Raw genomic sequence first — 19087 nt, 5'->3', positions numbered from 1 at the left:
CCTACAGCCCCGGCAGCACGAACACCGAGAGCGCAGTAGCCACGGCGCTGAGCAGCAGCACCGCGGCGGTCGCGACGACGGCCGCCGCGGGCACGCCCGTGCCGCTCGTCGTACGGCGTCCCGCGAGCGCGATCGATCCCGCGCCCCCGACCGCATCGCGCGGGCGCGCCGAGCGCTCGTCCCGGTATCCGCCCGCCTGACGGGCGAAGCGTTCGCGCAGCAGCGCGAGCGTCGCCTGCACCCGCTCCATCGTCTCCACCCTCCAGAGCGGCAGCCCGAAGCGGAAGTAGAGCAGCAGGTGATCGTCGACGAGCTCGACCTCGCAGTCGTTCGCGACGTCGATCAGCGCGGCCATCACATCGGGCGTGAAGATCTCGAGGGCATCGCGCTCGTAGCCCGCGGGGCAGAACAGGGTGAAGTACCGATCGAAGTCGCCCTCGAGGCTCAGCACGACCCGGTTGCCGAGCCCCAGACCAGCGAGGGCGAGCACGCGCGACCGCCGGTTCTTCAGCACGATGTGCGGCACCTCGCGCGGGAGATCGAGCTGCGCGAACGCGAACGGGCGGCGGAAGCCCGATCCGCCGCCCGGTTTGGCGACGGGCTGGTTGCGGGCGAGAACGATCCCGTCGCCGAGCACCGCCGCCCGCTCCACGTTGACCATGCTCTTCGGGAACCCGAGTCCGGTGCGCGCGACCCGCCAGTCGAGCGTTCCGGAGGCGGCCCGGTCGACGAAGCCCAGACCGTTCGCCCGCGCGAACCTGCGCAGCCGGACGTCGCGCAGTCGCCAGCGCAGCCACCAGGCGAAACCGCCGAGGATCAGCAGGGTCCAGGAGAGCGGGGCGAGGAGCAGCGCGAGCCGGACGAGCGGCGGGAACCCGACCGGGTCGATCGCCCGGGCGATCAGGATCGCGACGCAGACGACGAGCGCCACTCCGAGCAGGGATCCGATCGCGAGCACGGCGACCCCGCGGTGCCACGGAACGCCGGCACCGCGCCGGTACTCCCGCAGCTCCGGGAGCGTGGGCGACGGCTCGAGCACGTCCGCCGGGCCGAGAAGCGGCGGACGGCGGACGCGACTCGGATCGTGTCGGCTCAGATCCGCCACGGGAGCAGGCCCCACGGGCCGCGGCGCTTGCCGTCGAGCGCGTGCTGCATCGCGACGACGGCGTCGCCGCCGCGGTTCGCCTGCTTCTCGTCCATGGTGCCGTCGCTCCAGTGCATGACCCGGCCGAGGGCGTAGCTGCGGCCGAAGGCCGCCCACGAGTCGAACTCGGTGCGGGCGAGACCGTTGACGTACTCGACGAGCTTCATCGAGTCCGCCCGCGAGATGAGCCCCATGCCGACGCCCCAGACCGGCACCGCGGCCGCCTGCCCGAGCGCGTAGCCGTCGAGGCTCACGACCGGCTCGTTCGCGGGGAACATCTTCTTGCCGAGCTCCTTCTCGTAGTAGTTGACCGCGCGCACGAAGTCCCGTTCCTCGCCCTTGCCGGTGCCGCCGGCCTCCTTGATGGCCGCGATCCACTGGCGCTCGCTCGGACGGCGTCCGCCGTTCGCCTGGGCGGCGCGCGCCCGCAGCGCGAGCAGCTGCTGCCACAGCTCGCGTCGGCGGCGCTGGGTGGTGAGCCGCTCCACGTTCTCGATGACGTCCTGCGTCGAATTCAGCCCCCACATCCGTGCGAGCTCCTGCTTCTGCTTGGCGGTGAGCGTGCTGGCCGTGGGGTCGTTCCACAGTTCGCCGGAGTTCAGGATCTGCTGGAAACCGAGGGCGAGGAGGTTCGCCTCGCGGGTATCGACCGGGAAGTCCTTGTGGTGCGCGAGCGGCGCGAACTTGCCCCAGATGAGCAGGACGACGAACAGCAGGGCGACGACGAGCACGCCGATGATGATCCAGCGGATCACGGCGTTGGCCGGGTCCCAGAACCAGTCGAAGAACTGCGTGATGATTTCCATAGGAGGGGGGATCCTTTCGCGAGCGGCCGGGCGGACTCGGTCCGACCTCGGCACATTACCGGAACAGTGTACGTGTAATTGCCGACGTGCCGCCCCGCCGCGCGCTCGACTTGACTCGGCGATCCCGCGGTGCTCGACTGAGTGCACACCGGTCGAGGAAGAGGTCAACGTGCGGATCAAGCGAAGCGCTGTGGAAACCGAAGGCGCGTCGACGCGCGCGACGAGCACGCCGAGGGCGCGGATCGAACCGTTCACCTTCGGACTCGTCGGCACCCTCGGCGTGCTCGTCGCGCTCCTCATCGGCTCCATCGTCGGGCAGCTCGCCACCGTGCTCATCTACATCGGCGTCGCGCTGTTCCTCTCGCTCGGACTCGACCCGATCGTCTCCTACATCGAGCGCAAGCTCCCCCGCCCGGCCGCGGTCACGATCGTGGTCGTCGCGGTGATCGCCGCCTTCGCAGGCATCGTCGTCGCCGTGATCCCGGTGCTCGTGCAGCAGGTCGCGGGCCTCATCGACGATGCCCCGCGCCTCATCAAGGAGTTCACCGCGAGCGCCTGGTACCACGACGTGACCAGCCAGTACGGCGACACCTTCGACAAGGCGATCCAGGGCGCCATCAGCTTCCTGCAGGACCCGAACAACCTCACCCAGATCGGCGGCGGGATCCTCGCCGTGGGCGCCGGGATCGCGGGCGGGGCGACGGGGGTGACGATCGTGCTGATCCTCACGCTGTACTTCATGGCCTCGCTGCGCTCCATGAAGAAGGCCGCCGCTCGCTTCGTCCCCGCCTACCGCCGCCCCCGCTTCTCGGAGATCCTCGAGGATGTCTCGGGCGCCGTCGGCCGCTACGTGATCGGCCAGGCCAGCCTCGCGCTCATCAACGGCATCCTGAGCCTCATCTTCCTGAGCATCATCGGGGCACCCATGCCGGCCCTGCTCGCGCTCATCGCGTTCATGGGCTCCCTGATCCCGCTCGTCGGCACCCTGAGCGGCGCGATCATCAACTCGGTGATCTGCCTGTTCGCCTCGCCCCTGACCGCGCTCGTCGCGATCATCTACTACCTCGTCTACATGCAGATCGAGGCGTACGTGCTCAGCCCGCGCATCATGAGCAAGGCGGTCGCCGTGCCAGGAGCGATGGTCGTCATCGCCGCGGTCGGCGGCGGCGCGCTCGGCGGGATCCTCGGCGCCCTGGTCGCGATCCCCGTCGCCGCGAGCCTGATCATCATCATCCAGAAGGTCGTGTTCCCGGCGCAGGACGCGAAGACCCAGGCGCCGCAGGGCGAGTAGCAGAGCCTCGTTCGGCCGGTCAACCCCTTCGGACCGAGGTAACGACCAGGTCACGATCCGTGCCGCCATCCGAGTCCCGACGTAGCGTGAAGGCAGCCCGTCCAGGGGCAGGGCAGCCCCCGGACCGGGGGAAAGGACTCCCATCATGCAGTCTCGGAAGCAACGGATCCCCACCGCTCTGATCGCGCTCGCGGGCGCAGCAGCGCTCGCTCTCACCGCCTGCTCCGGCGGCGGGAACGGAGGTGGCGGCAGCGGCGGCGGCTCCGAGCTCTCGGGGGTCACGCTGAACGTCGCCGCCGACTGGTCGGGTGCGGAGCAGAAGAACTTCGAGCAGGTACTCGCGAAGTTCGAGCAGCAGACCGGCGCGAAGGTCAACTACACGAGCTACGGGACCGACGTCGCCACGGTGCTCGGCCAGAAGGTGGACGGCGGGGATCCGCCGGACGTCGCAGTGATCCCGCAGCCGGGCCTCATGCAGCAGCTCGCGCAGAAGCAGGCCCTCATCGAGGTCGATCAGGCGACGAAAGCCGAGGTCGAGAAGAACTACTCGAAGGACTGGGTCGATCTCGGCAAGGTCGACGGCAAGCTCTACGGCGTCTGGTTCAAGGGCTCCAACAAGTCGACGGTCTGGTACAACACCGACGTCTACGATGCGGCGGGCGCGACCGTGCCGAAGGACTGGGACGGATTCCTGAAGCAGCTCGGGACCGTCTCCGACTCGGGCGTGTACGGACTCTCCATCGGTGCCGACGCGGGCTGGCCCCTCACGGACTGGTTCGAGAACGTGTACCTGCGCACGGCGGGCCCCGAGAAGTACGACCAGCTGAGCAAACACGAGATCCCGTGGACCGACCCGTCGGTGAAGACGGCGCTCGAGACCCTCGGCAAGCTGTGGGGCGACAAGACCCTGATCCAGCCGGGTACCGCCCAGCGCACCTTCGGCGACTCGGTGACCGCGGTGTTCGGCGATCCGCCGAAGGCCGGAACGGTGTACGAGGGCGACTTCGTCGCCGGCAACATCGCGTCGAGCACCAAGTCGGTCGTCGGCAAGAACGCGAAATTCTACGACTTCCCCGCGATCAACGGTTCCGGCCCCTCGGTGGTCGGCGGCGGCAACGCCGCCGTGCAGCTCAAGGACAACAAGGGAGCCGCGGCGCTCATGCAGTACCTGGCGTCTCCCGAGGCGGCGACCGTCTGGGTGGAGCTCGGCGGATTCACCTCGCCGAATTCGAAGGTCGACACCGCGAAGTATCCGGACGAGACGTCGAAGCAGATCGCGGAAGCGCTGACCGGGGCTGAGACGTTCCGCTTCGACATGTCCGACCTCGCGCCCAGCGCCTTCGGCGGCACCAAGGGCGCTGGCGAGTGGCAGATCCTCATCGACTTCTTCCAGAACCCGAGCGACGTCGCCGGGACCCAGCAGAAGCTCGAAGCCGCGGCCGCGGCCGCCTGGAAGTAATCGCCGAACACCATCGGGTCCGCGCTCCGGCGCGGGCCCGATGCAGCGGAGGGAGGATCCGTGGCCACCACGCAGACCGAGGTCATGCGGCGAGTCGAGACGGGCGGACGGGGATCGCAGCACCGACGCACGTTCTCGCGCCGTCAGCTCATCACGGCCGGACTCTTCCTCGCCCCGGCCCTGATCCTGCTCGGCGCGCTCGTCGCCTATCCCGTCATCTACTCGGGCTGGCGGTCGCTCTACGACGCGGCCGGGACGGACTTCCTGGGGCTCGGCAACTACGTCACCATGTTCACGGATCCCGAGACCTTCACGGCGATCCGCAACAACCTCATCTGGGTGCTCGTCGTGCCGATCAGCTGCACGATTCTGGGGCTCATCTTCGCCGTGCTGCTCGACAAGATCCGCTGGGGCACCGCGTTCAAGCTCATCCTGTTCATGCCGATGGCGATCTCGATGGTCGCCGCGGGCGTGATCTTCCGCACGACGTTCCAGGAGAACCCGCAGCTCGGCGCCGTCAACGCGGGGCTCGTCGCGATCAGTGACGCGGCGGGGACGTCCACCGGGTATCCGGGAGCGCGGCCCCGGCCCGATCTCGGCATCGAGAACCGTGCGGGCGGCCTCGAACTCGTCTCGACGCCCGGCCGGGCGGCGGGGTTCCCGCTCGTCGGGGTGAAGCCGGACTCGTTGCCGGCCGGCGCGAAGCCGGCCGTCGCCGCGGAACCGAAGGCGGGCACCGTCACCGGAACCGTCTGGCTCGATTTCGTGAAGGGAGGAGGCGGCACCGTCGGAGCACTCGGCGACGGCAAGCGCGGCCTCCCCGGCGTCGAGGTGCAAGCGCTCGGTGCGGACGGCTCGGTCGTCGGCACCGCGACCACCGCCGATGACGGCACCTTCGCCATCGAGGGGGTCGGCGACGGGGAGACGACCGTGCGCCTGCCCGCATCGAACTTCACGGCCGGCTTCCAAGGGGTCCCCTGGCTCGGGCCCGGCCTCGTCACCGCCGTGATCATCCTGAGCTACATCTGGATCTGGGCCGGCTTCGCCATGGTGATGATCGCGTCGGGCCTCTCGGCACTGGACCGCTCCCTGCAGGAGGCCGCGAGGATCGACGGCGCGAGCGAGTGGAAGGTGTTCACCCGTGTCACCGTGCCCATGCTCGCCCCCGTGCTCGTGGTCGTGTTCGTCACCCTGATCATCAACGTCCTCAAGATCTTCGACCTCGTCTACGTCATTCCGCCGCCATCCTCGCTGCCCGATGCGACCGTGATCGCGGTGCAGATGTGGACGGTGTCGTTCGGCGGCGGCAACGACCAGGGCCTCGGCAGCGCGCTCTCGATCCTGCTGCTCGTGCTCGTCATCCCGTCGATGATCATCAACGTCCGCAGGTTCCGCGAGGATCGGAGTCGATAGCCGTGGCCACCACCTTCTCCACCGCCCCCGGGACCGACCCCATCGCGTCGGCTCGCCGGGCTCCGAAACCGCGCCCGGCGGGATCGCGCCGCTCCGGGCCGAGCGCGCTCCTCGGCCGGAGCGTCGTCAACCTCGTGCTCGGCATCGTCGCCGTGTTCTGGCTGGTTCCCAGCTTCGGGCTCTTCCTCTCGTCGCTGCGCAGCAGCACCGACAACAGCGCGAGCGGCTGGTGGACGGTGTTCACCGCGCCCGCCCAGCTCACGGTCGACAACTACGCGGGGCTGCTCGGCAACGCGCAGTTCATGGGTTCGTTCTGGAACACCATCGCGATCACGGTCCCCTCGACCGTGCTCGTGGTCGTGATCGGCGCGCTCGCCGGCTACGCGTTCGCGTGGATGCGCTTCCCCGGACGCGACGCCCTGCTCATCGTGGTGATCGTGCTGCTGGCCGTGCCCGTGCAGGTCGCACTGATCCCGGTGTCGAAGCTGTTCGGCGCACTCGGGATCTTCGGCTCCGTGCTCGGCGTCATCCTCTTCCACACGGCGTTCGGCCTGCCGTTCGCGATCTTCCTCCTGCGCAACTTCTTCACGCAGATCCCCGCGGAGCTCATGGAGGCCGCGCGCATCGACGGCGCGAGCGAGTGGCGGATCTTCGTTCGCGTGATCCTGCCGCTCGGCATGCCGGCGATCGCGTCGCTCGGCATCTTCCAGTTCCTGTGGGTGTGGAACGACATGCTCGTCGCCCTGATCTTCACCAACCCGAGCTCGCAGCCGGTGACGGTCGCGATCCAGAGCCAGCTGCGGCAGTTCGGGGCGAACATCGACGTGCTCTCGTCGGGTGCGTTCCTGTCGATGCTGATCCCGCTCGTCGTGTTCTTCGCCTTCCAGCGCTACTTCGTGTCGGCGCTGCTGGCCGGGTCGACGAAGTAGCGCCATGTCCCCCTCGTGGACAACTCTGTGGAGTCCACTGGGGACGTCCGTGGAGAAACGCCAATCCGGTTTTCACGAAATGAGTCCTGACCAGGTGTAATTCCATCGTGAGAATTACACGGGTGTAGTTCCAAGTCACCGTCCACCTGTGGATAACTCGGTGGATTCGATGCTTCGACCGGTGCCCGCGGGTAACGTATCCCGCATGACCGACCTCGACCCGCGCATCGCCTCGATCCCCGACGGCTGGGCCGGTCGCGCACCGTCGCGCAAGCCGCTGCGCATCATGCCCGCCGAGCTCTTCAACCGTTCGTACCGCCCGGCGCCCGACGCGTACCTGCACGTCGCGCCGCTGCGCCGCCCCCCGCTCCCGCTGCTCATCGCGTGCGGCGTCATCGCCGCAGTGTGCGGCCTGATCGTGTGGGGCGCGCTCGCGCAAGCCGGCACGACGCCCAGCATGCAGGGGCCGATGCCGTTCATCGTCGCCGCGGGCTTCGGCGTGCTCGGCCTGTTCTTCCTCCTCGCGTTCGTGAACGCGATCACGGCGTCGTTCACTCGAGGCAGCTGGGCGAACCGCCAGTGCGTCGCCTTCGGCACGAACGGCGTCGCGATCCGACTGCAGGGCTTCGACTTCGACGTGCCCTGGCACGAGGTCACCGCGGTGCGCGCGACGAGGCGCAAGAGCGCGGGCAAGGCGCCCGCCCTCGTGCCCGTGCTGCGGATCGAACGCGGGATGGAACACTGGGATCTGCAGCCGGCCGTGATCGACGCCGACCCGGTGCTGCTGTACTCCGCGCTGCACTACTACTGGATGCACCCCGAGCAGCGCGTGGCGCTCGGCACCGTCGCGACGCCGCAGCAGCTCGGCGGCGGGCCGCAGGGCTGACGACGGGCCGACTCGGTTCCGACCGGTTCTTCCGGCCGGCCCTGCCCGGGATCCCGCTAGTCGAGCTCGCCGTCGACCGCGGTCGCGAGCGTCCGCGCCCCGGCCAGCGCCTCCGGTTCCGCCGTGCGCGGATCCACGTCGAGCACCGCGAAGTCGGCGCGGAGGCCCGGTGCGAGCGCCCCGATCTCGTGCTCGCTGCGCAGCTGCCAGGCCGCGTTCGCGGTGTGCGCCCGCAGCGCGTCGAGGCGCCTCACCCCGGTGCCGCCGTCCAGCCTGCGCCCCGTGCGCGAGGTGCGGGTCTCGGCGACCGCCATGTTGCGCAGCGGCTCGCACGGCGTGACCGTGCCATCGTTGTGGAACGTCGCGCGGTGCCCGGCGGCGAACGCCGCCCCTGCGTCGGCCCAGGCCGCTCCGTGCTCGCCGAACAGGTCGTCGACCAGCACGTCGCCCCAATAGGTGATGTGATCGACGAACAGGCTGACGGTCGCACCCAGCGCCGCGGCACGCCGGAACTGCTCCGGCGTCATGAGGCCGCAGTGCTCGATCCGGAATCGGTGGTCGCTCAGGTCGAAGCGCCGGATCAGCTCCTCGTAGGCGTCGAGCGTGCTGTCGATCGCGACGTCGCCGTGCGCGTGGCAGGCGAACTGCCAGCCCTCCCCCGCGTACTGCGATCCGATCTCGATGAGCTGCTCGGTCGAGTAGTTCGCGTGGCCGATGTGCCCGGGTGCGAAGCCGAGCGCGCGCGTCGCCGCCGTGTCGAGGTAGGGGAACGAGGTCGCGATGTTGCCGACCCAGGGCGAGCCGTCCGACCAGATCTTGATCCCCACCTGCCGGTAACGGGCGTCGCCGTTGTCGAGCTTCGCGGTGGCGGTCGCACCGGGCTTCGACATCTCGTAGCCGCGCAGACGGATCGGCAGCTGCCCGGCCGCCGACATACCGGTCGCGAGGCGCGCGAGGTCCTCGGTCCAGGTGAGGTCGGCGATGGTCGTGATGCCGCGCCGTCGCAGCTCGGCGAGGTGCGCGCCCAGGCGCCTCGGCATGTCGGCCTCGGCGGCGGCCAGCGCGGGGCCCGCGATGCGCGCGACGGCGGCGGCCTCGTAGGCGACGCCGCTGAGCTCTCCGAATCCGTCGTGCCCGTAGGAGGCGCCCACCGGATCGGGGGTGTCGCGATCGACGCCGGCTTCGCGCGCCGCCGCCGAGTTGAAGTACACCGAGTGGAGGGAGTTGTGCACGATCACGAGCGGGATCTCGCCCGCGAGCGCGTCGAGCTCCTGGATCGTAGGCGGCACGAGTCCGCGCTGCAGCAGCGGATCCCAGCCGTTCGCGACGACGCGCTCCGGTCGTGGATCGGCGGCGAGCGCCGTGCGGATCGCCGCCCACACCTCGTCGGCGGTGCCGAGAGTGACGGGTCGGATGTCGATGGTGCCGTCGCCCATGAGCGCGGCGGACTCCGAGGGGTGGCCGTGCGGCTCGATGAGACCCGGGATCGCCCAGCCCTCGCCGAGATCGATGCTCCGGGCGCCCGCGGGCGCGGGCACCTCGTCGCGGGATCCGATCGCGACGATGATCCCGTCTCGGACGAGCATCGCCTCGGGTGCGGCGGTCGGGTCGGCGGGCACGCCATCGGTGCCGACGCAGTCGAGGTCGGTACGCACGAAGCGGCCGGTGCAGTGGAGCAGCTGGGAGTCGGTCACGGGTGCCCTTTCGACGCGGTGCGGGTCGCCGGGCGTTCATCGCCCACTCCTACTTGTATCGGCTTTCCGAGCGCCCCGCGAGGATTCATCGCCGCTGAGTATCCTGGCCGGAGCCGCGGCGGCCCGACACCCGCGGCGGAGGGGGTCCCCATGACGCTTCCGGAGCTCCCCGAGGCGACCGAGGTCGACGACCCGGCCCGGCTCGCGACCCGGACCTCCGCGCACTGGGGCCTCGTCGTCGCTCTCGGCGCGGCCGCCGTGGCGATCTTCGTCGGCCTGGCGTTCTGGGTCGGTTCGGCGCTGCCCGAGACCCAGGAGCGGGGCACGGAGTGCTTCCTCCACGACGCGCAGGCGTGCCGGACCGCCTCGGAGACCGAGATCCTCGGCGCCGTCGAGGATCGGGCGCGCATCTCGTTCCCCGAGGGGACGCAGCTGGTCCGGTCCGAATCTTCGGGAGGCGGCGCGCGGTCGAAGGTCGACCGCAGCGCGCTGGTCCGGGTCCCGGAGCACGGCTCCATCACGCTCGATCCGCGGTTCCGCGAGGTGCAGCCCGGCGAGCTGTCGCAGGAGGTTCTCAATCGCGCGGTCGGGCAGGGGCTGATCGAGATCCTCGAGGCGCAGCGGCTCTCGGTGCCGTCGAACGGCTCGGGCGAGCGCCTGCCCGAGGTCGTCGTGCTCGAGGGGCCGACCGACGCCGGCACGCGGCTCGCGCTCATCGACCTCAGCGAGGTGGGATAGCCTCCGAGCATGACCGGATCCCCGCAGCAGAGCACCACCACCGACACGACCACGGGGACCGCGAGCGGCGGCTTCGACGGGGTGCTGTTCGACTGCGACGGCGTGCTCGTCGACTCCGAGCTGATCACGAACGGCGTGCTGCGCGAGATGCTGCACGAGCTCGGCTGGGCGATCTCGGCGGAGGACTGCATCCGGCTGTTCATCGGTCGCGCGCTGAAGGACGAGTGGAAGGTGATCCTCGACAGAACCGGCTTCCGCATCACCGACGAGTGGATCGCGCGCTTCCGCGAGCGGCGCGACGAACGTCTGCGCGCGGACTTGACCGCGATCCCGGGGGCGCGGGAGGCCGTCGCGGCGGCGTCCGAGCGCTTCGCGGGCCGGATCGCGGTCGCGACGGGCGCCGACCTGCCGAAGGCGCGGATGCAGCTCGAGCTGACGGGCCTCGCCCCGCTGTTCGGCGACCGGGTGCTGAGCGGCATGGATCAGCCCCGCAGCAAGCCCGCGCCCGACGTCTACCTCGCGGCGGCCGCGGCGATCGGCATCGATGCGGGCCGCGCGATCGTGATCGAGGACACCGTCTCGGGCACCACCGCCGGCGTCGCTGCGGGGGCCACGGTGCTCGGTTTCTCGCCCGAAGGCCCCACTCGCACGGCGCCCGATGCGCTGCGCGCGGCGGGCGCCGTCGCGGTGTTCACCCACATGGACGAGCTGCCCGCGCTGATCGAGACGATCGCGCGGAGCTAGGGAACTTCGGGGATCCGCGCTCGGAGCGCGCGGAGCGCTTCCAGGATGCTCTGCTCGATCACGGCGACCGGGTCCCCGTCGAAGCGATACCGCGCCACCACCGGTGGCGAGCCCCGGTGCACCGCGGCGATGAACACCGTTCCGGGCGCTTCGCCCTCCTCCGGCTCCGGACCGCCGACGCCCGTCAGCCCCACTGCGCAGTCGGCCATGAGCAGCGCGGCAGCGCTCTGCGCCATGGCGATCGCGGTGTCCGCCGTGACCACCGGCCCGCTCGGAGCATCGAGGAGGGCGTACTTGACCTCGGGCCGGTAGGCGACGATGCCGCCCTGGTACCAGTCGCCCGCGTCCGGCGCGGCGGTGAGGGCCGCGCTCAACTGTCCCCCCGGTCAGGGACTCGGCAGAGCCGATGCTGCAGCCCGCGAGCTCAGCGGCTCGAGCGACCTCGCGCACCAGCAGATCGACCTCGGGACTCAGCGCGGACTCCGCCATGATCCGATCTCCTTTCGATGTGGGAGGAGCCACGCTAGGCCGATACCGCGCCCTGCGCCACCCGGTTGACAGCCGAAGCGACCCGCCCCGCCTCAGCGGGCCGCCCTCCCGGGGATCCGCGCCCGGATGTGCCCGGGCCGGCTGGCGACGACTCCGGCGACGAGCTGGAGCACGAGCAGCAGGCCGAGCGCGGCGAGCGGCAGCGTCCACTCCCCGCTGAGTGCGTGCACCGCGCCGAAACCGATGGGCGCGAGCCCGGCGATCAGGTAGCCGAAGCCCTGCGCCATGGTCGAGAGGTGCCCCGTGTGATGCGCGTCGGGCGAGCGCAGCACGATGTAGGCGAGCGACAGGCTGATCGACGCGCCCTGACCGAGGCCGAGCAGCGTCATCCAGAGATAGGGGGCCGCGGCCGGCGCGACCGCGAGCCCGATGTAGGCGACGGCCATCAGCGCGACCGCGACCGCGACCGGCAGCCAGAGGGGTCGGATCCGCTTCGCGAGCGCGGGCACCACGAACGAGGCGAGGATCCCGGGGAACGCCGAGAACGCGAAGAGCCAACCGGCGGTACCGGCCGCGATTCCGGCGTCCTGCAGGATCGTCGGCACCCAGGTGAGGCTCGTGTAATAGGCGGCGCTCTGCAGGCCCATGAGCGCGGTGACGGCGATGGCGATGGGGTCGCCGAGGATCGCGCGGAACGGCGGCTCGCCGGCTTCGGAGGGCGCGTCGGCGACCCCGGCGCCGGCCCGCGAGCGGCCGGGCGAGCGGCGCATCTGCGGGATCCAGATCACGGCCGCGAGGATCGCGGGCGCCGCCCAGACGGCGAGCGCCGCACGCCAGCCGCCGCCCACCAGCGGCAGCAGCGGCACGGTCAGGCCTGATGCGGCGGCGGCACCGACGAACAGGGCGGTCGAGTAGAGCCCCATCATGAGCCCGGCCCGATGCGAGAAGTCCTGTTTGATGGCGGGCGGCATGAGCACGTTGCCGACGGCGATCGCGGCCCCGACGAGCACGGTCCCGACGAACAGCCCGACGAGGCTCGGGTGCAGGCGCAGCAGGATCCCGGCGGCGAGCACGATCATGGTGATGCCGAGCAGCCGGTGCATGCCGAGGCGGCGCGTGAGCCCGGGCGTGAGGAACGCGAAGGCGCCGAAGGCGAACACCGGGATCGTGGTGAGGAGTCCCGCCGCGGTGGTCGAGAGCCCGAGCGCGTCTCGGATCTCGCCGAGCACCGGGCCGATCGAGGCGACACCGATGCGCAGGTTGAGTCCGATGAGGATCAGTCCGGCGGCGAGCAGCAGCATGCCGCCCCGGCTCCGGGAGCGCTCGGCCGGGTGCTCCGTCGACCGATCGACGGGCCGCTCGGCCTCGACCGGGAGGTCGTCGATGATCGGGATTTCCGAGGTGCGCACGGGCGGCTCCTTCACGAAAGGGGCCGAGACGCTCGAGCGGCGGGGGCTGCGGCGGCTCGGCATCGGGACGCGGTCGGAGATCCCGACCAGTGCCTCCATTCCACCGCTGCCGGCCGCGGCGATCCACCGGTACAGTGACCAGTGATGCCCGAAACCCGCCAAGACTCGCTCGCGCCCGAGCAGATCCTGCTCCTGGATCACGCCGAGCGCACCCCCGTGCACCTGCACGCCATGGGGCACCTCGTGTATCCGGCGACCGGCGTGCTCTCGCTCGTCACCGACGACGGATCGTGGATCGCCCCGTCGAACCGGGTGGTCTGGATCCCGGCGGGGTTCCGGCACCGGCACCGGGCGCACGGCGCGACCGACATGCGGGTCGTGTTCCTGCCCGCGGCCCTCGCGGAGCTGCTGCCCGAGCGTCCGGCGGTGCTCGCGATGAGCCCACTGGCCCGCGAGGCGACGCTCACCCTGACCGGGGATCCCTCCCGCTCCCCCGAGTCGCGCGATCGGCTGCGCCGCGTGATCATCGAGGACGTGTGCGCGACGCCCGAGCAGCCCCTGCACCTGCCGGAGCCGCACGACGACCGGCTCCGCGCCCTGACCCGCCTGGTCGAGCGGGACCTGTCGAGCCCCGCGACCCTCGATCAGCTGGGTCGCAGGGTCGGCGCGAGCGGTCGCACCCTCAGCCGCCTGTTCCGACAGGAGGTCGGCATGAGCTTCCGGCAGTGGCGGATCCAGCTGCGCGTGCACCGCGCGCTCCTGCTGCTCACCGACGGGGTCTCGGTGGTCGACACGGCCACGGCGTGCGGCTGGGCGAACCCGAGCGCGTTCATCGACGCCTTCACCGAACTCGTCGGGCAGACGCCCGGAAGGTACCGGCGCTCGCTCGCCCTGGAGGATCGCGGTCCGCTGCGGGAGAATCGGAGCGGGGAATGATGGGGAAACGCCTCCTTTTTTGAATCATTCAAAATAAATGATAGGGTTGGGGAACATGGAGACGACGCTCGAATCGGCATTGCGCAGTGCCGGATTGCGTGCGACCGCTGGCCGGGTCGCCGTGCTCGACGCGCTCGCCTCCATGCCCCACTCGGACGCCGACCAGGTGTTCCGAGCGGTCTCGAGAACCGTGCCGACCACCTCGATCCAGTCGGTGCACAACATCCTCGCGGACCTGACGGAGGCGGGCCTCGCCCGCCGGATCGAGCCGGCAGGATCCGCAGCGCTGTATGAACGGCGCGTCGGCGACAACCACCACCACATCGTCTGCACCGGATGCGGCGCGGTCGGTGATGTGGACTGCGTCGTCGGTCACGCGCCGTGCCTCGACCCGTCGTCAACGTCGGGTTTCACCGTTCAGACCGCCGAGGTCACGTTCTGGGGCCTGTGCCCCGAGTGCCGAGCCTCGGCCGCATAGACGACTCGCGTTCGTCCGCCCGCCCCACGGCCGGGCGGTGATTCGTCGTGCCCGGAAATCCCCCAAGGAGAGCCATGTCCAGCCCCCAGACCCCGCAGACCACCACGCAGACCGGAACCCCGGTCGCGAGCGACGCCCACTCGCTCAGCGCCGGCCCCGACGGCGCGATCGCCCTGCACGACCGCTACCTGGTCGAGAAGCTGGCCCAGTTCAACCGCGAGCGGATCCCCGAGCGGATCGTGCACGCCAAGGGCGGCGGCGCCTTCGGCGAGTTCGTCGTCACCGGCGACGTCTCGGCCTACACCCGCGCCGCCGTGTTCCAGCCGGGTGCGCGCACCGAGACCCTGCAGCGATTCTCGTCGGTCGCCGGCGAGATGGGATCGCCGGACACCTGGCGCGACGTCCGCGGCTTCTCGGTGAAGTTCTACACGAGCGAGGGCAACTACGACATCGTCGGCAACAACACCCCCGTGTTCTTCATCCGCGACGGCATCAAGTTCCCCGACTTCATCCACTCGCAGAAGCGCCTGCCCGGTTCGGGCCTGCGCGACGCCGACATGCAGTGGGACTTCTGGACCCTCTCGCCCGAGTCGGCGCACCAGGTCACCTACCTCATGGGCGACCGCGGCCTGCCCCGCTCGTGGCGCCACATGCCCGGCTTCGGCTCGCACACCTACCAGTGGATCAACGCCGACGGCGAGCGCTTCTGGGTGAAGTACCACTTCGACGCGCTGCAGGGCAACGAGGAGCTGACGAACGAGGAGGCCGAGGCGATCGCCGGTGCCGACGCCGACTACTACCGTCGCGACCTGTACGAGGCGATCGAGCGCGGCGACTTCCCCGCGTGGAAGGTGTCGGTCCAGGTCATGCCCTACGAGGAGGCCAAGACCTACCGCTTCAACCCGTTCGACCTGACCAAGGTGTGGCCGCACGCGGACTACCCGAAGATCGAGGTGGGCGTCCACAAGCTGAACCGCAACCCCGAGAACTTCTTCGCACAGATCGAGCAGGCCGCCTTCTCGCCGGCGAACACCGTCCCCGGCATCGACATCTCGCCCGACAAGATGCTGATGGCCCGCGTGTTCTCGTACCCGGACGCACAGCGCTACCGCGTGGGCACGAACTACAACCAGATCCCGGTCAACGCCCCCGTGGCGCCGGTCGCGAACTACTCGCAGGACGGCGCGCAGCGGCACGGCTTCAACTCGCCGAGCACGCCGGTCTACGCCCCCAACTCGCTCGGCGGCCCCGTCGCCGATCCTGCCGCCGCGGGTGCGGGCTCCTGGGAGTCCGACGGCGAGCTGCTGCGCGCCGCAGCCACCCTGCATCCCGAGGACGACGACTTCGGCCAGGCCGGCACCCTCTACCGCGAGGTGTTCGACGCGGCCGCGAAGGAGCGCTTCCTCGCGACCATCACGGGCGCCGTCGGCTCGGTGCAGCGCATCGAAATCCGCGAGCGGGCCATCGACTACTGGACCCGAGTCGACGCCGAGCTGGGCGCCGCGCTCCGCGCGAACCTGGCCTGAGCTCGCACGAGCATTGGAGAACCCTATGAACCCGTCCGCCCGTTCCTCCGAGAGCAGCACCACCGACCGCAGCGCGAAGCGCGATGAGCGCGTCGCCACAGCGGCCGCGCGGCGCGAGCGCCGCTACTCGCGCCTCGTGATGCAGCCGAACGAGATGCTGGTGCGCCGCCGCGGCTGCGGCTGCTGCGACTGACCCTCGCCTCGCGGGTGCCGGCTCGGCCGTTCGCTCAGTCGAGCGCGCCGAGCCGGTACCCGCGACCGCGCACCGTGCGGATCAGGTCGCGGTCGACCTTGCGTCGCAGGTAGTGCACATAGGTCTCGACCGTGGTCGCGCTCTCGCCCTGCGCGAAGACCCGCTCGAGCAGCTGCTCACGGGTGAAGGTGCGCTCCGGCTCGGCGACGAGCACGGCGAGCAGCGCCGTCTCCGTCTCGGTCAGCGCGATCCGGCCCGAATAGGGCGACCCGATGCTGCGGTCCTCGGGCGAGAAGAACCACCCGCCGATCTCGACCCCGAGCGGCTGGTCGTAGCTGCGGGTCATCGCCCGGAGCCGCGCGTTCAGCTCCTCGAACTCGAACGGCTTCACGAGGTAGTCGTCGGCGCCCGCGTCGAGCCCCTCCACCCGGTCGTGCAGCTGCCCGAGCGCGGTGAGCAGCAGGATCGGGGTGGCGATCCGCTGCCTGCGCAGTTCGCGCACGAAGTCCTCGCCGCTGATCCCGGGGAGCCCCCGGTCGACCACCATCGCGTCGAAGTCCGTCGTTCGCACCGCCTCGAACCCGGCCTCCGCCGACTCGACGAGCTCGACCCGCCAGTCGGCGCCCAGGACGTCGCGCATGATGGGGCCGAGCCGCGGATCGTCCTCGATCAGCAGCAGGCGCATCATCGCGGAGCCCCGTCCGCGGCGAGCGGCAGCGTCAGCTCGAACCGGGTCCCATGCGGACCGGTGGCGGCGACTCGGACGTCCCCGCCGGAGGCCTCGCAGAGCTCGCGCACGAGCGCGAGGCCGATCCCCCGCCCCGTGCGGCCGCGTCCGCGCGGAGTGCTCGGGGGCGCGCCGTGGGCGAAGCGGTCGAACACCCGCTCGGGGGCGACGCCCCGGATCCCGGGCCCCTCGTCGGACACCGCGACGACCGCGGAGACGCCGCGCCGCTCGGCCTCGATCCTCACCGTGCCGCCCGCGGGCGAGTGATCGAGCGCGTTGTCGACGAGCGCGACGAGGCAGCGTCGCAGGGCGCTCTCGGGCATCGCGACCGCGAGGGGCGGGGCCGAGACCGCGATCGCGGCACCGAACTCCTCGGCGACGGTCGCGAGGTCACGGGCGACCTCGCCGGCGACCTGGTCGAGCGCCGCCCGGCCGCGGGCCGCCACCGCGCCCGTCGCGGCATCGAGCATGTCGTCCATCACCACGGCCAGGTTGCGCACGTCCTGCCGCAGCTCGGCGACGATCGCGCCCCGCGGATCCCCGTCGGGGGTCATCGCGGCCAGCTGCTGCGCCCGGGCGCCCAGCACGGCGAGCGGTGTGCGCAGCTCGTGGCTGGCGTCGGCGACGAAGCGGCGCTGCAACTGGAACGCCTCGTCGAGCGGTTCCACGGCCCTGCGGGCGATCATGCGGGCCGCGAAGCCGGCGCTCAGCACCGCGCCCGTCGCGAGCAGCACGACCGCGAGCACCAGCTCACCGGGATCGAGGCGCACCTCGATCTCCCCCGGCTGCGGCGGCTGATTCGCCTCCCAGGGGGTCGTCTGCCAGAACACGAACGCGAGGATCACGCCGCCGCCGATCACGACGAGCCCGGCGCACACCGCCATGACCTGCCAGCCGATCTGCGAGGCCGACCGCCGGTAGGCGCGCTCGTCGGGCAGCTCCCCCGGTTCGATCCGGGTTGCGGGCATCACGCTCCCCCTCCGTCTGCGCACGGCCCGAAGCCGGGCCCGGGTCCACTCTCGCACGTCAGGGCCCGGGATCCGCCGCGAGCGCCTGCTCGCGCACGCACGACAGCACCACCCCGACCGCCATCAGCGTCGAGACGAGCGAGGTGCCGCCCGCCGACACGAGCGGCAGCGGCACCCCGAGCACGGGCACGAACCCCAGCACCACCGAGACGTTCACGAGCATCTGGGCGGTGATCCAGGTCATGCACCCGCCGATCGCCGAGACGGCGAACGGGTCGCGGCAGCGCGCCATGAGCGCGAGCAGCACGGCGGCGAGCGCGGCGAACAGCAGTACGACCGAGACCGCACCCACGAAGCCGAGCTCCTCGCCCACGATCGCGAAGATGAAGTCGGTGTCGGCCTCGGGCAGCCATGACCACTTGGCGGTGGATCCGCCGATGCCGGTACCGAACAGGCCGCCGCCCGCGAGCGCCCAGAAGCCGTTGAGCGACTGCCAGCACATGCCCTGCGCGTGCGCGGCGTCCGTGACGCAGTCGACCTCGAGGAAGTGCGCGATGCGGAACACCCGATTGGGCTTGATGACGGTCATGACGCCGATGCCGAACACGGCGACTCCCGCGATCCCCGCGAGGATCCGCGCGCGCACCTGCGAGAAGTAGAGGCAGCCGAACACGAGCGCCGCGATGATCATGAGCGTGCCGAGGTCGCCGCCGATCACGTTGATGAGCATCGACAGCGCGACCACGGGCAGGATCGGGATCACGACGTGCACCCAGCGGGACAGCAGCGTGCGTTTGGCGGCGAGCACGGTCGAGATCCAGACGAGCAGCACGACCTTCATGAACTCGGCGGGTTGGATCGAGACGGGTCCGAGTTGCAGCCAGTTGCGGTTGCCGCCCGCCTCGTAGCCGAGCGGGGTGTAGACGAGCGCCTGCAGGGCGAACCCCCCGAGCAGCGCGACCCAGGCCCAGCGCCGCAGCAGCGCGGTGGGCACCTGGCTCAGCACGAGCATCGCCCCGAGACCGAGGATCGCGTACGCGCTCTGCCGCATCAGCCCCTCGAGCGGGAACTGACCGGCCGCGATGGCCGTGACCTCGCCGGCCGACTGGACCATGACCACGCCGACGGCGACGAGCAGCAGCACCACGACGAGCAGCGCGACGGTGAGGCGGCGCAGCGGTCCCCGGGCCTCGGGGATCAGCCGGAACCGGGCCGGGGCGGCTTCGGGGAGGCCGATGGTGCTGCGCTGCATCGGGG

General features: G+C 70.9%; 19 protein-coding genes. 11 read left to right on the top strand and 8 right to left on the bottom strand.

Translation table 11 applies throughout. The features are described 5' to 3' along the window. Nucleotide 1 precedes the first annotated feature (1 nt). Both BMH31_RS07320 and BMH31_RS07315 read right to left on the bottom strand, forming a co-directional pair. Nucleotides 2–1039 (bottom strand): hypothetical protein, encoded by a 1038-nt coding sequence (locus BMH31_RS07320; protein ID WP_143469806.1) that lies wholly within the window; start codon nucleotides 1037–1039, stop codon nucleotides 2–4. A gap of 53 nt (nucleotides 1040–1092) precedes the next feature. Next, nucleotides 1093–1950 carry a DUF1266 domain-containing protein gene (locus BMH31_RS07315; protein WP_158234903.1) on the bottom strand — a complete coding sequence of 286 codons (858 nt, stop codon included), beginning with the start codon at nucleotides 1948–1950 and terminating at the stop codon, nucleotides 1093–1095. Between the two features lie 190 nt (nucleotides 1951–2140). Here BMH31_RS07315 and BMH31_RS07310 point away from each other — a divergent pair, with 190 nt between their 5' ends. From BMH31_RS07310 to BMH31_RS07290, 5 genes are all read left to right on the top strand, one after another. After that, nucleotides 2141–3241, top strand: coding sequence for an AI-2E family transporter (locus BMH31_RS07310; RefSeq protein ID WP_241898184.1), 1101 nt, complete (start codon nucleotides 2141–2143; stop codon nucleotides 3239–3241). A 145-nt stretch (nucleotides 3242–3386) separates the two neighbouring features. Continuing rightward, entirely contained in the window at nucleotides 3387–4700 is a 1314-nt protein-coding gene (locus tag BMH31_RS07305; RefSeq protein ID WP_099724604.1) for an ABC transporter substrate-binding protein, read from the top strand. 60 nt (nucleotides 4701–4760) lie between these two features. After that, complete coding sequence (locus tag BMH31_RS07300) at nucleotides 4761–6113, top strand: sugar ABC transporter permease (RefSeq protein ID WP_241898183.1); 1353 nt, start codon at nucleotides 4761–4763, stop codon at nucleotides 6111–6113. A 2-nt stretch (nucleotides 6114–6115) separates the two neighbouring features. After that, nucleotides 6116–7042: a carbohydrate ABC transporter permease gene (locus BMH31_RS07295; protein ID WP_241898182.1), complete on the top strand. Its 927-nt coding sequence runs from the start codon at nucleotides 6116–6118 to the stop codon at nucleotides 7040–7042. 205 nt (nucleotides 7043–7247) lie between these two features. Further along, nucleotides 7248–7928 carry a hypothetical protein gene (locus tag BMH31_RS07290; protein ID WP_099724603.1) on the top strand — a complete coding sequence of 227 codons (681 nt, stop codon included), beginning with the start codon at nucleotides 7248–7250 and terminating at the stop codon, nucleotides 7926–7928. 56 nt (nucleotides 7929–7984) lie between these two features. Here BMH31_RS07290 and BMH31_RS07285 read toward each other — a convergent pair whose 3' ends face one another. After that, complete coding sequence (locus BMH31_RS07285; protein ID WP_241898181.1) at nucleotides 7985–9622, bottom strand: amidohydrolase; 1638 nt, start codon at nucleotides 9620–9622, stop codon at nucleotides 7985–7987. 150 nt (nucleotides 9623–9772) lie between these two features. On the opposite strand from BMH31_RS07285, the gene BMH31_RS07280 reads away from it, so the two are divergent. After that, a complete protein-coding gene (locus tag BMH31_RS07280) occupies nucleotides 9773–10360 on the top strand; it encodes a hypothetical protein (RefSeq protein ID WP_099724602.1) in 588 nt (195 codons plus the stop codon). Nucleotides 10361–10369: 9 nt separating this feature from the next. Continuing rightward, nucleotides 10370–11104, top strand: a complete 735-nt coding sequence (locus BMH31_RS07275; protein ID WP_099724601.1) for an HAD family phosphatase — start codon at nucleotides 10370–10372, stop codon at nucleotides 11102–11104. Here BMH31_RS07275 and BMH31_RS07270 read toward each other — a convergent pair. After that, nucleotides 11101–11478: a CinA family protein gene (locus BMH31_RS07270; protein ID WP_099724600.1), complete on the bottom strand. Its 378-nt coding sequence runs from the start codon at nucleotides 11476–11478 to the stop codon at nucleotides 11101–11103. The two genes, BMH31_RS07275 and BMH31_RS07270, sit on opposite strands and share 4 nt — an antisense overlap. Before the next feature lie 207 nt (nucleotides 11479–11685). After that, complete coding sequence (locus tag BMH31_RS07265) at nucleotides 11686–13002, bottom strand: MFS transporter (RefSeq protein WP_241898180.1); 1317 nt, start codon at nucleotides 13000–13002, stop codon at nucleotides 11686–11688. 144 nt (nucleotides 13003–13146) lie between these two features. Between BMH31_RS07265 and BMH31_RS07260 the strand changes: the two genes are divergently transcribed. From BMH31_RS07260 to BMH31_RS15480, 4 genes are all read left to right on the top strand, one after another. Then, nucleotides 13147–13938, top strand: coding sequence for a helix-turn-helix transcriptional regulator (locus BMH31_RS07260; RefSeq protein WP_099724599.1), 792 nt, complete (start codon nucleotides 13147–13149; stop codon nucleotides 13936–13938). 55 nt (nucleotides 13939–13993) lie between these two features. After that, the gene (locus tag BMH31_RS07255) at nucleotides 13994–14416 is read left to right on the top strand and encodes a Fur family transcriptional regulator (protein ID WP_099724598.1); all 423 of its coding nucleotides are present in this window, start codon (nucleotides 13994–13996) and stop codon (nucleotides 14414–14416) included. A 74-nt stretch (nucleotides 14417–14490) separates the two neighbouring features. After that, complete coding sequence (locus tag BMH31_RS07250) at nucleotides 14491–15942, top strand: catalase (protein WP_099724597.1); 1452 nt, start codon at nucleotides 14491–14493, stop codon at nucleotides 15940–15942. Between the two features lie 25 nt (nucleotides 15943–15967). Beyond that, nucleotides 15968–16135: a hypothetical protein gene (locus tag BMH31_RS15480; RefSeq protein WP_158234904.1), complete on the top strand. Its 168-nt coding sequence runs from the start codon at nucleotides 15968–15970 to the stop codon at nucleotides 16133–16135. A 34-nt stretch (nucleotides 16136–16169) separates the two neighbouring features. Here BMH31_RS15480 and BMH31_RS07245 read toward each other — a convergent pair whose 3' ends face one another. From BMH31_RS07245 to BMH31_RS07235, 3 genes are read right to left on the bottom strand one after another with little or no spacing between them, the layout of a single operon-like run. Then, the gene (locus BMH31_RS07245; RefSeq protein ID WP_099724596.1) at nucleotides 16170–16823 is read right to left on the bottom strand and encodes a response regulator transcription factor; all 654 of its coding nucleotides are present in this window, start codon (nucleotides 16821–16823) and stop codon (nucleotides 16170–16172) included. Next, nucleotides 16820–17830: a HAMP domain-containing sensor histidine kinase gene (locus BMH31_RS07240; protein ID WP_099724595.1), complete on the bottom strand. Its 1011-nt coding sequence runs from the start codon at nucleotides 17828–17830 to the stop codon at nucleotides 16820–16822. The genes BMH31_RS07245 and BMH31_RS07240 overlap by 4 nt, the downstream gene beginning before the upstream one ends. 58 nt (nucleotides 17831–17888) lie before the next feature. Further along, nucleotides 17889–19082: an FtsW/RodA/SpoVE family cell cycle protein gene (locus tag BMH31_RS07235; protein WP_099770561.1), complete on the bottom strand. Its 1194-nt coding sequence runs from the start codon at nucleotides 19080–19082 to the stop codon at nucleotides 17889–17891. Between the last annotated feature and the right edge of the window lie 5 nt (nucleotides 19083–19087).

Source organism: Leucobacter sp. OLIS6, from assembly GCF_002752355.1.
Taxonomy (GTDB): Bacteria; Actinomycetota; Actinomycetes; order Actinomycetales; family Microbacteriaceae; genus Leucobacter.
This window is presented reverse-complemented; position numbering and strand designations above follow the sequence as displayed.

What these genes read in the sequence shown, in the direction of transcription:
- BMH31_RS15480 (WP_158234904.1), top strand. Translation starts at nt 15,968, where the DNA reads ATGAACCCGTCCGCCCGTTCCTCCGAGAGCAGCACCACCGACCGCAGC.
- BMH31_RS07280 (WP_099724602.1), top strand. Translation starts at nt 9,773, where the DNA reads ATGACGCTTCCGGAGCTCCCCGAGGCGACCGAGGTCGACGACCCGGCC.
- BMH31_RS07240 (WP_099724595.1), bottom strand. Translation starts at nt 17,830, where the DNA reads ATGCCCGCAACCCGGATCGAACCGGGGGAGCTGCCCGACGAGCGCGCC.
- BMH31_RS07290 (WP_099724603.1), top strand. Translation starts at nt 7,248, where the DNA reads ATGACCGACCTCGACCCGCGCATCGCCTCGATCCCCGACGGCTGGGCC.
- BMH31_RS07250 (WP_099724597.1), top strand. Translation starts at nt 14,491, where the DNA reads ATGTCCAGCCCCCAGACCCCGCAGACCACCACGCAGACCGGAACCCCG.
- BMH31_RS07245 (WP_099724596.1), bottom strand. Translation starts at nt 16,823, where the DNA reads ATGATGCGCCTGCTGCTGATCGAGGACGATCCGCGGCTCGGCCCCATC.
- BMH31_RS07315 (WP_158234903.1), bottom strand. Translation starts at nt 1,950, where the DNA reads ATGGAAATCATCACGCAGTTCTTCGACTGGTTCTGGGACCCGGCCAAC.
- BMH31_RS07275 (WP_099724601.1), top strand. Translation starts at nt 10,370, where the DNA reads ATGACCGGATCCCCGCAGCAGAGCACCACCACCGACACGACCACGGGG.
- BMH31_RS07235 (WP_099770561.1), bottom strand. Translation starts at nt 19,082, where the DNA reads ATGCAGCGCAGCACCATCGGCCTCCCCGAAGCCGCCCCGGCCCGGTTC.
- BMH31_RS07305 (WP_099724604.1), top strand. Translation starts at nt 3,387, where the DNA reads ATGCAGTCTCGGAAGCAACGGATCCCCACCGCTCTGATCGCGCTCGCG.
- BMH31_RS07255 (WP_099724598.1), top strand. Translation starts at nt 13,994, where the DNA reads ATGGAGACGACGCTCGAATCGGCATTGCGCAGTGCCGGATTGCGTGCG.
- BMH31_RS07260 (WP_099724599.1), top strand. Translation starts at nt 13,147, where the DNA reads ATGCCCGAAACCCGCCAAGACTCGCTCGCGCCCGAGCAGATCCTGCTC.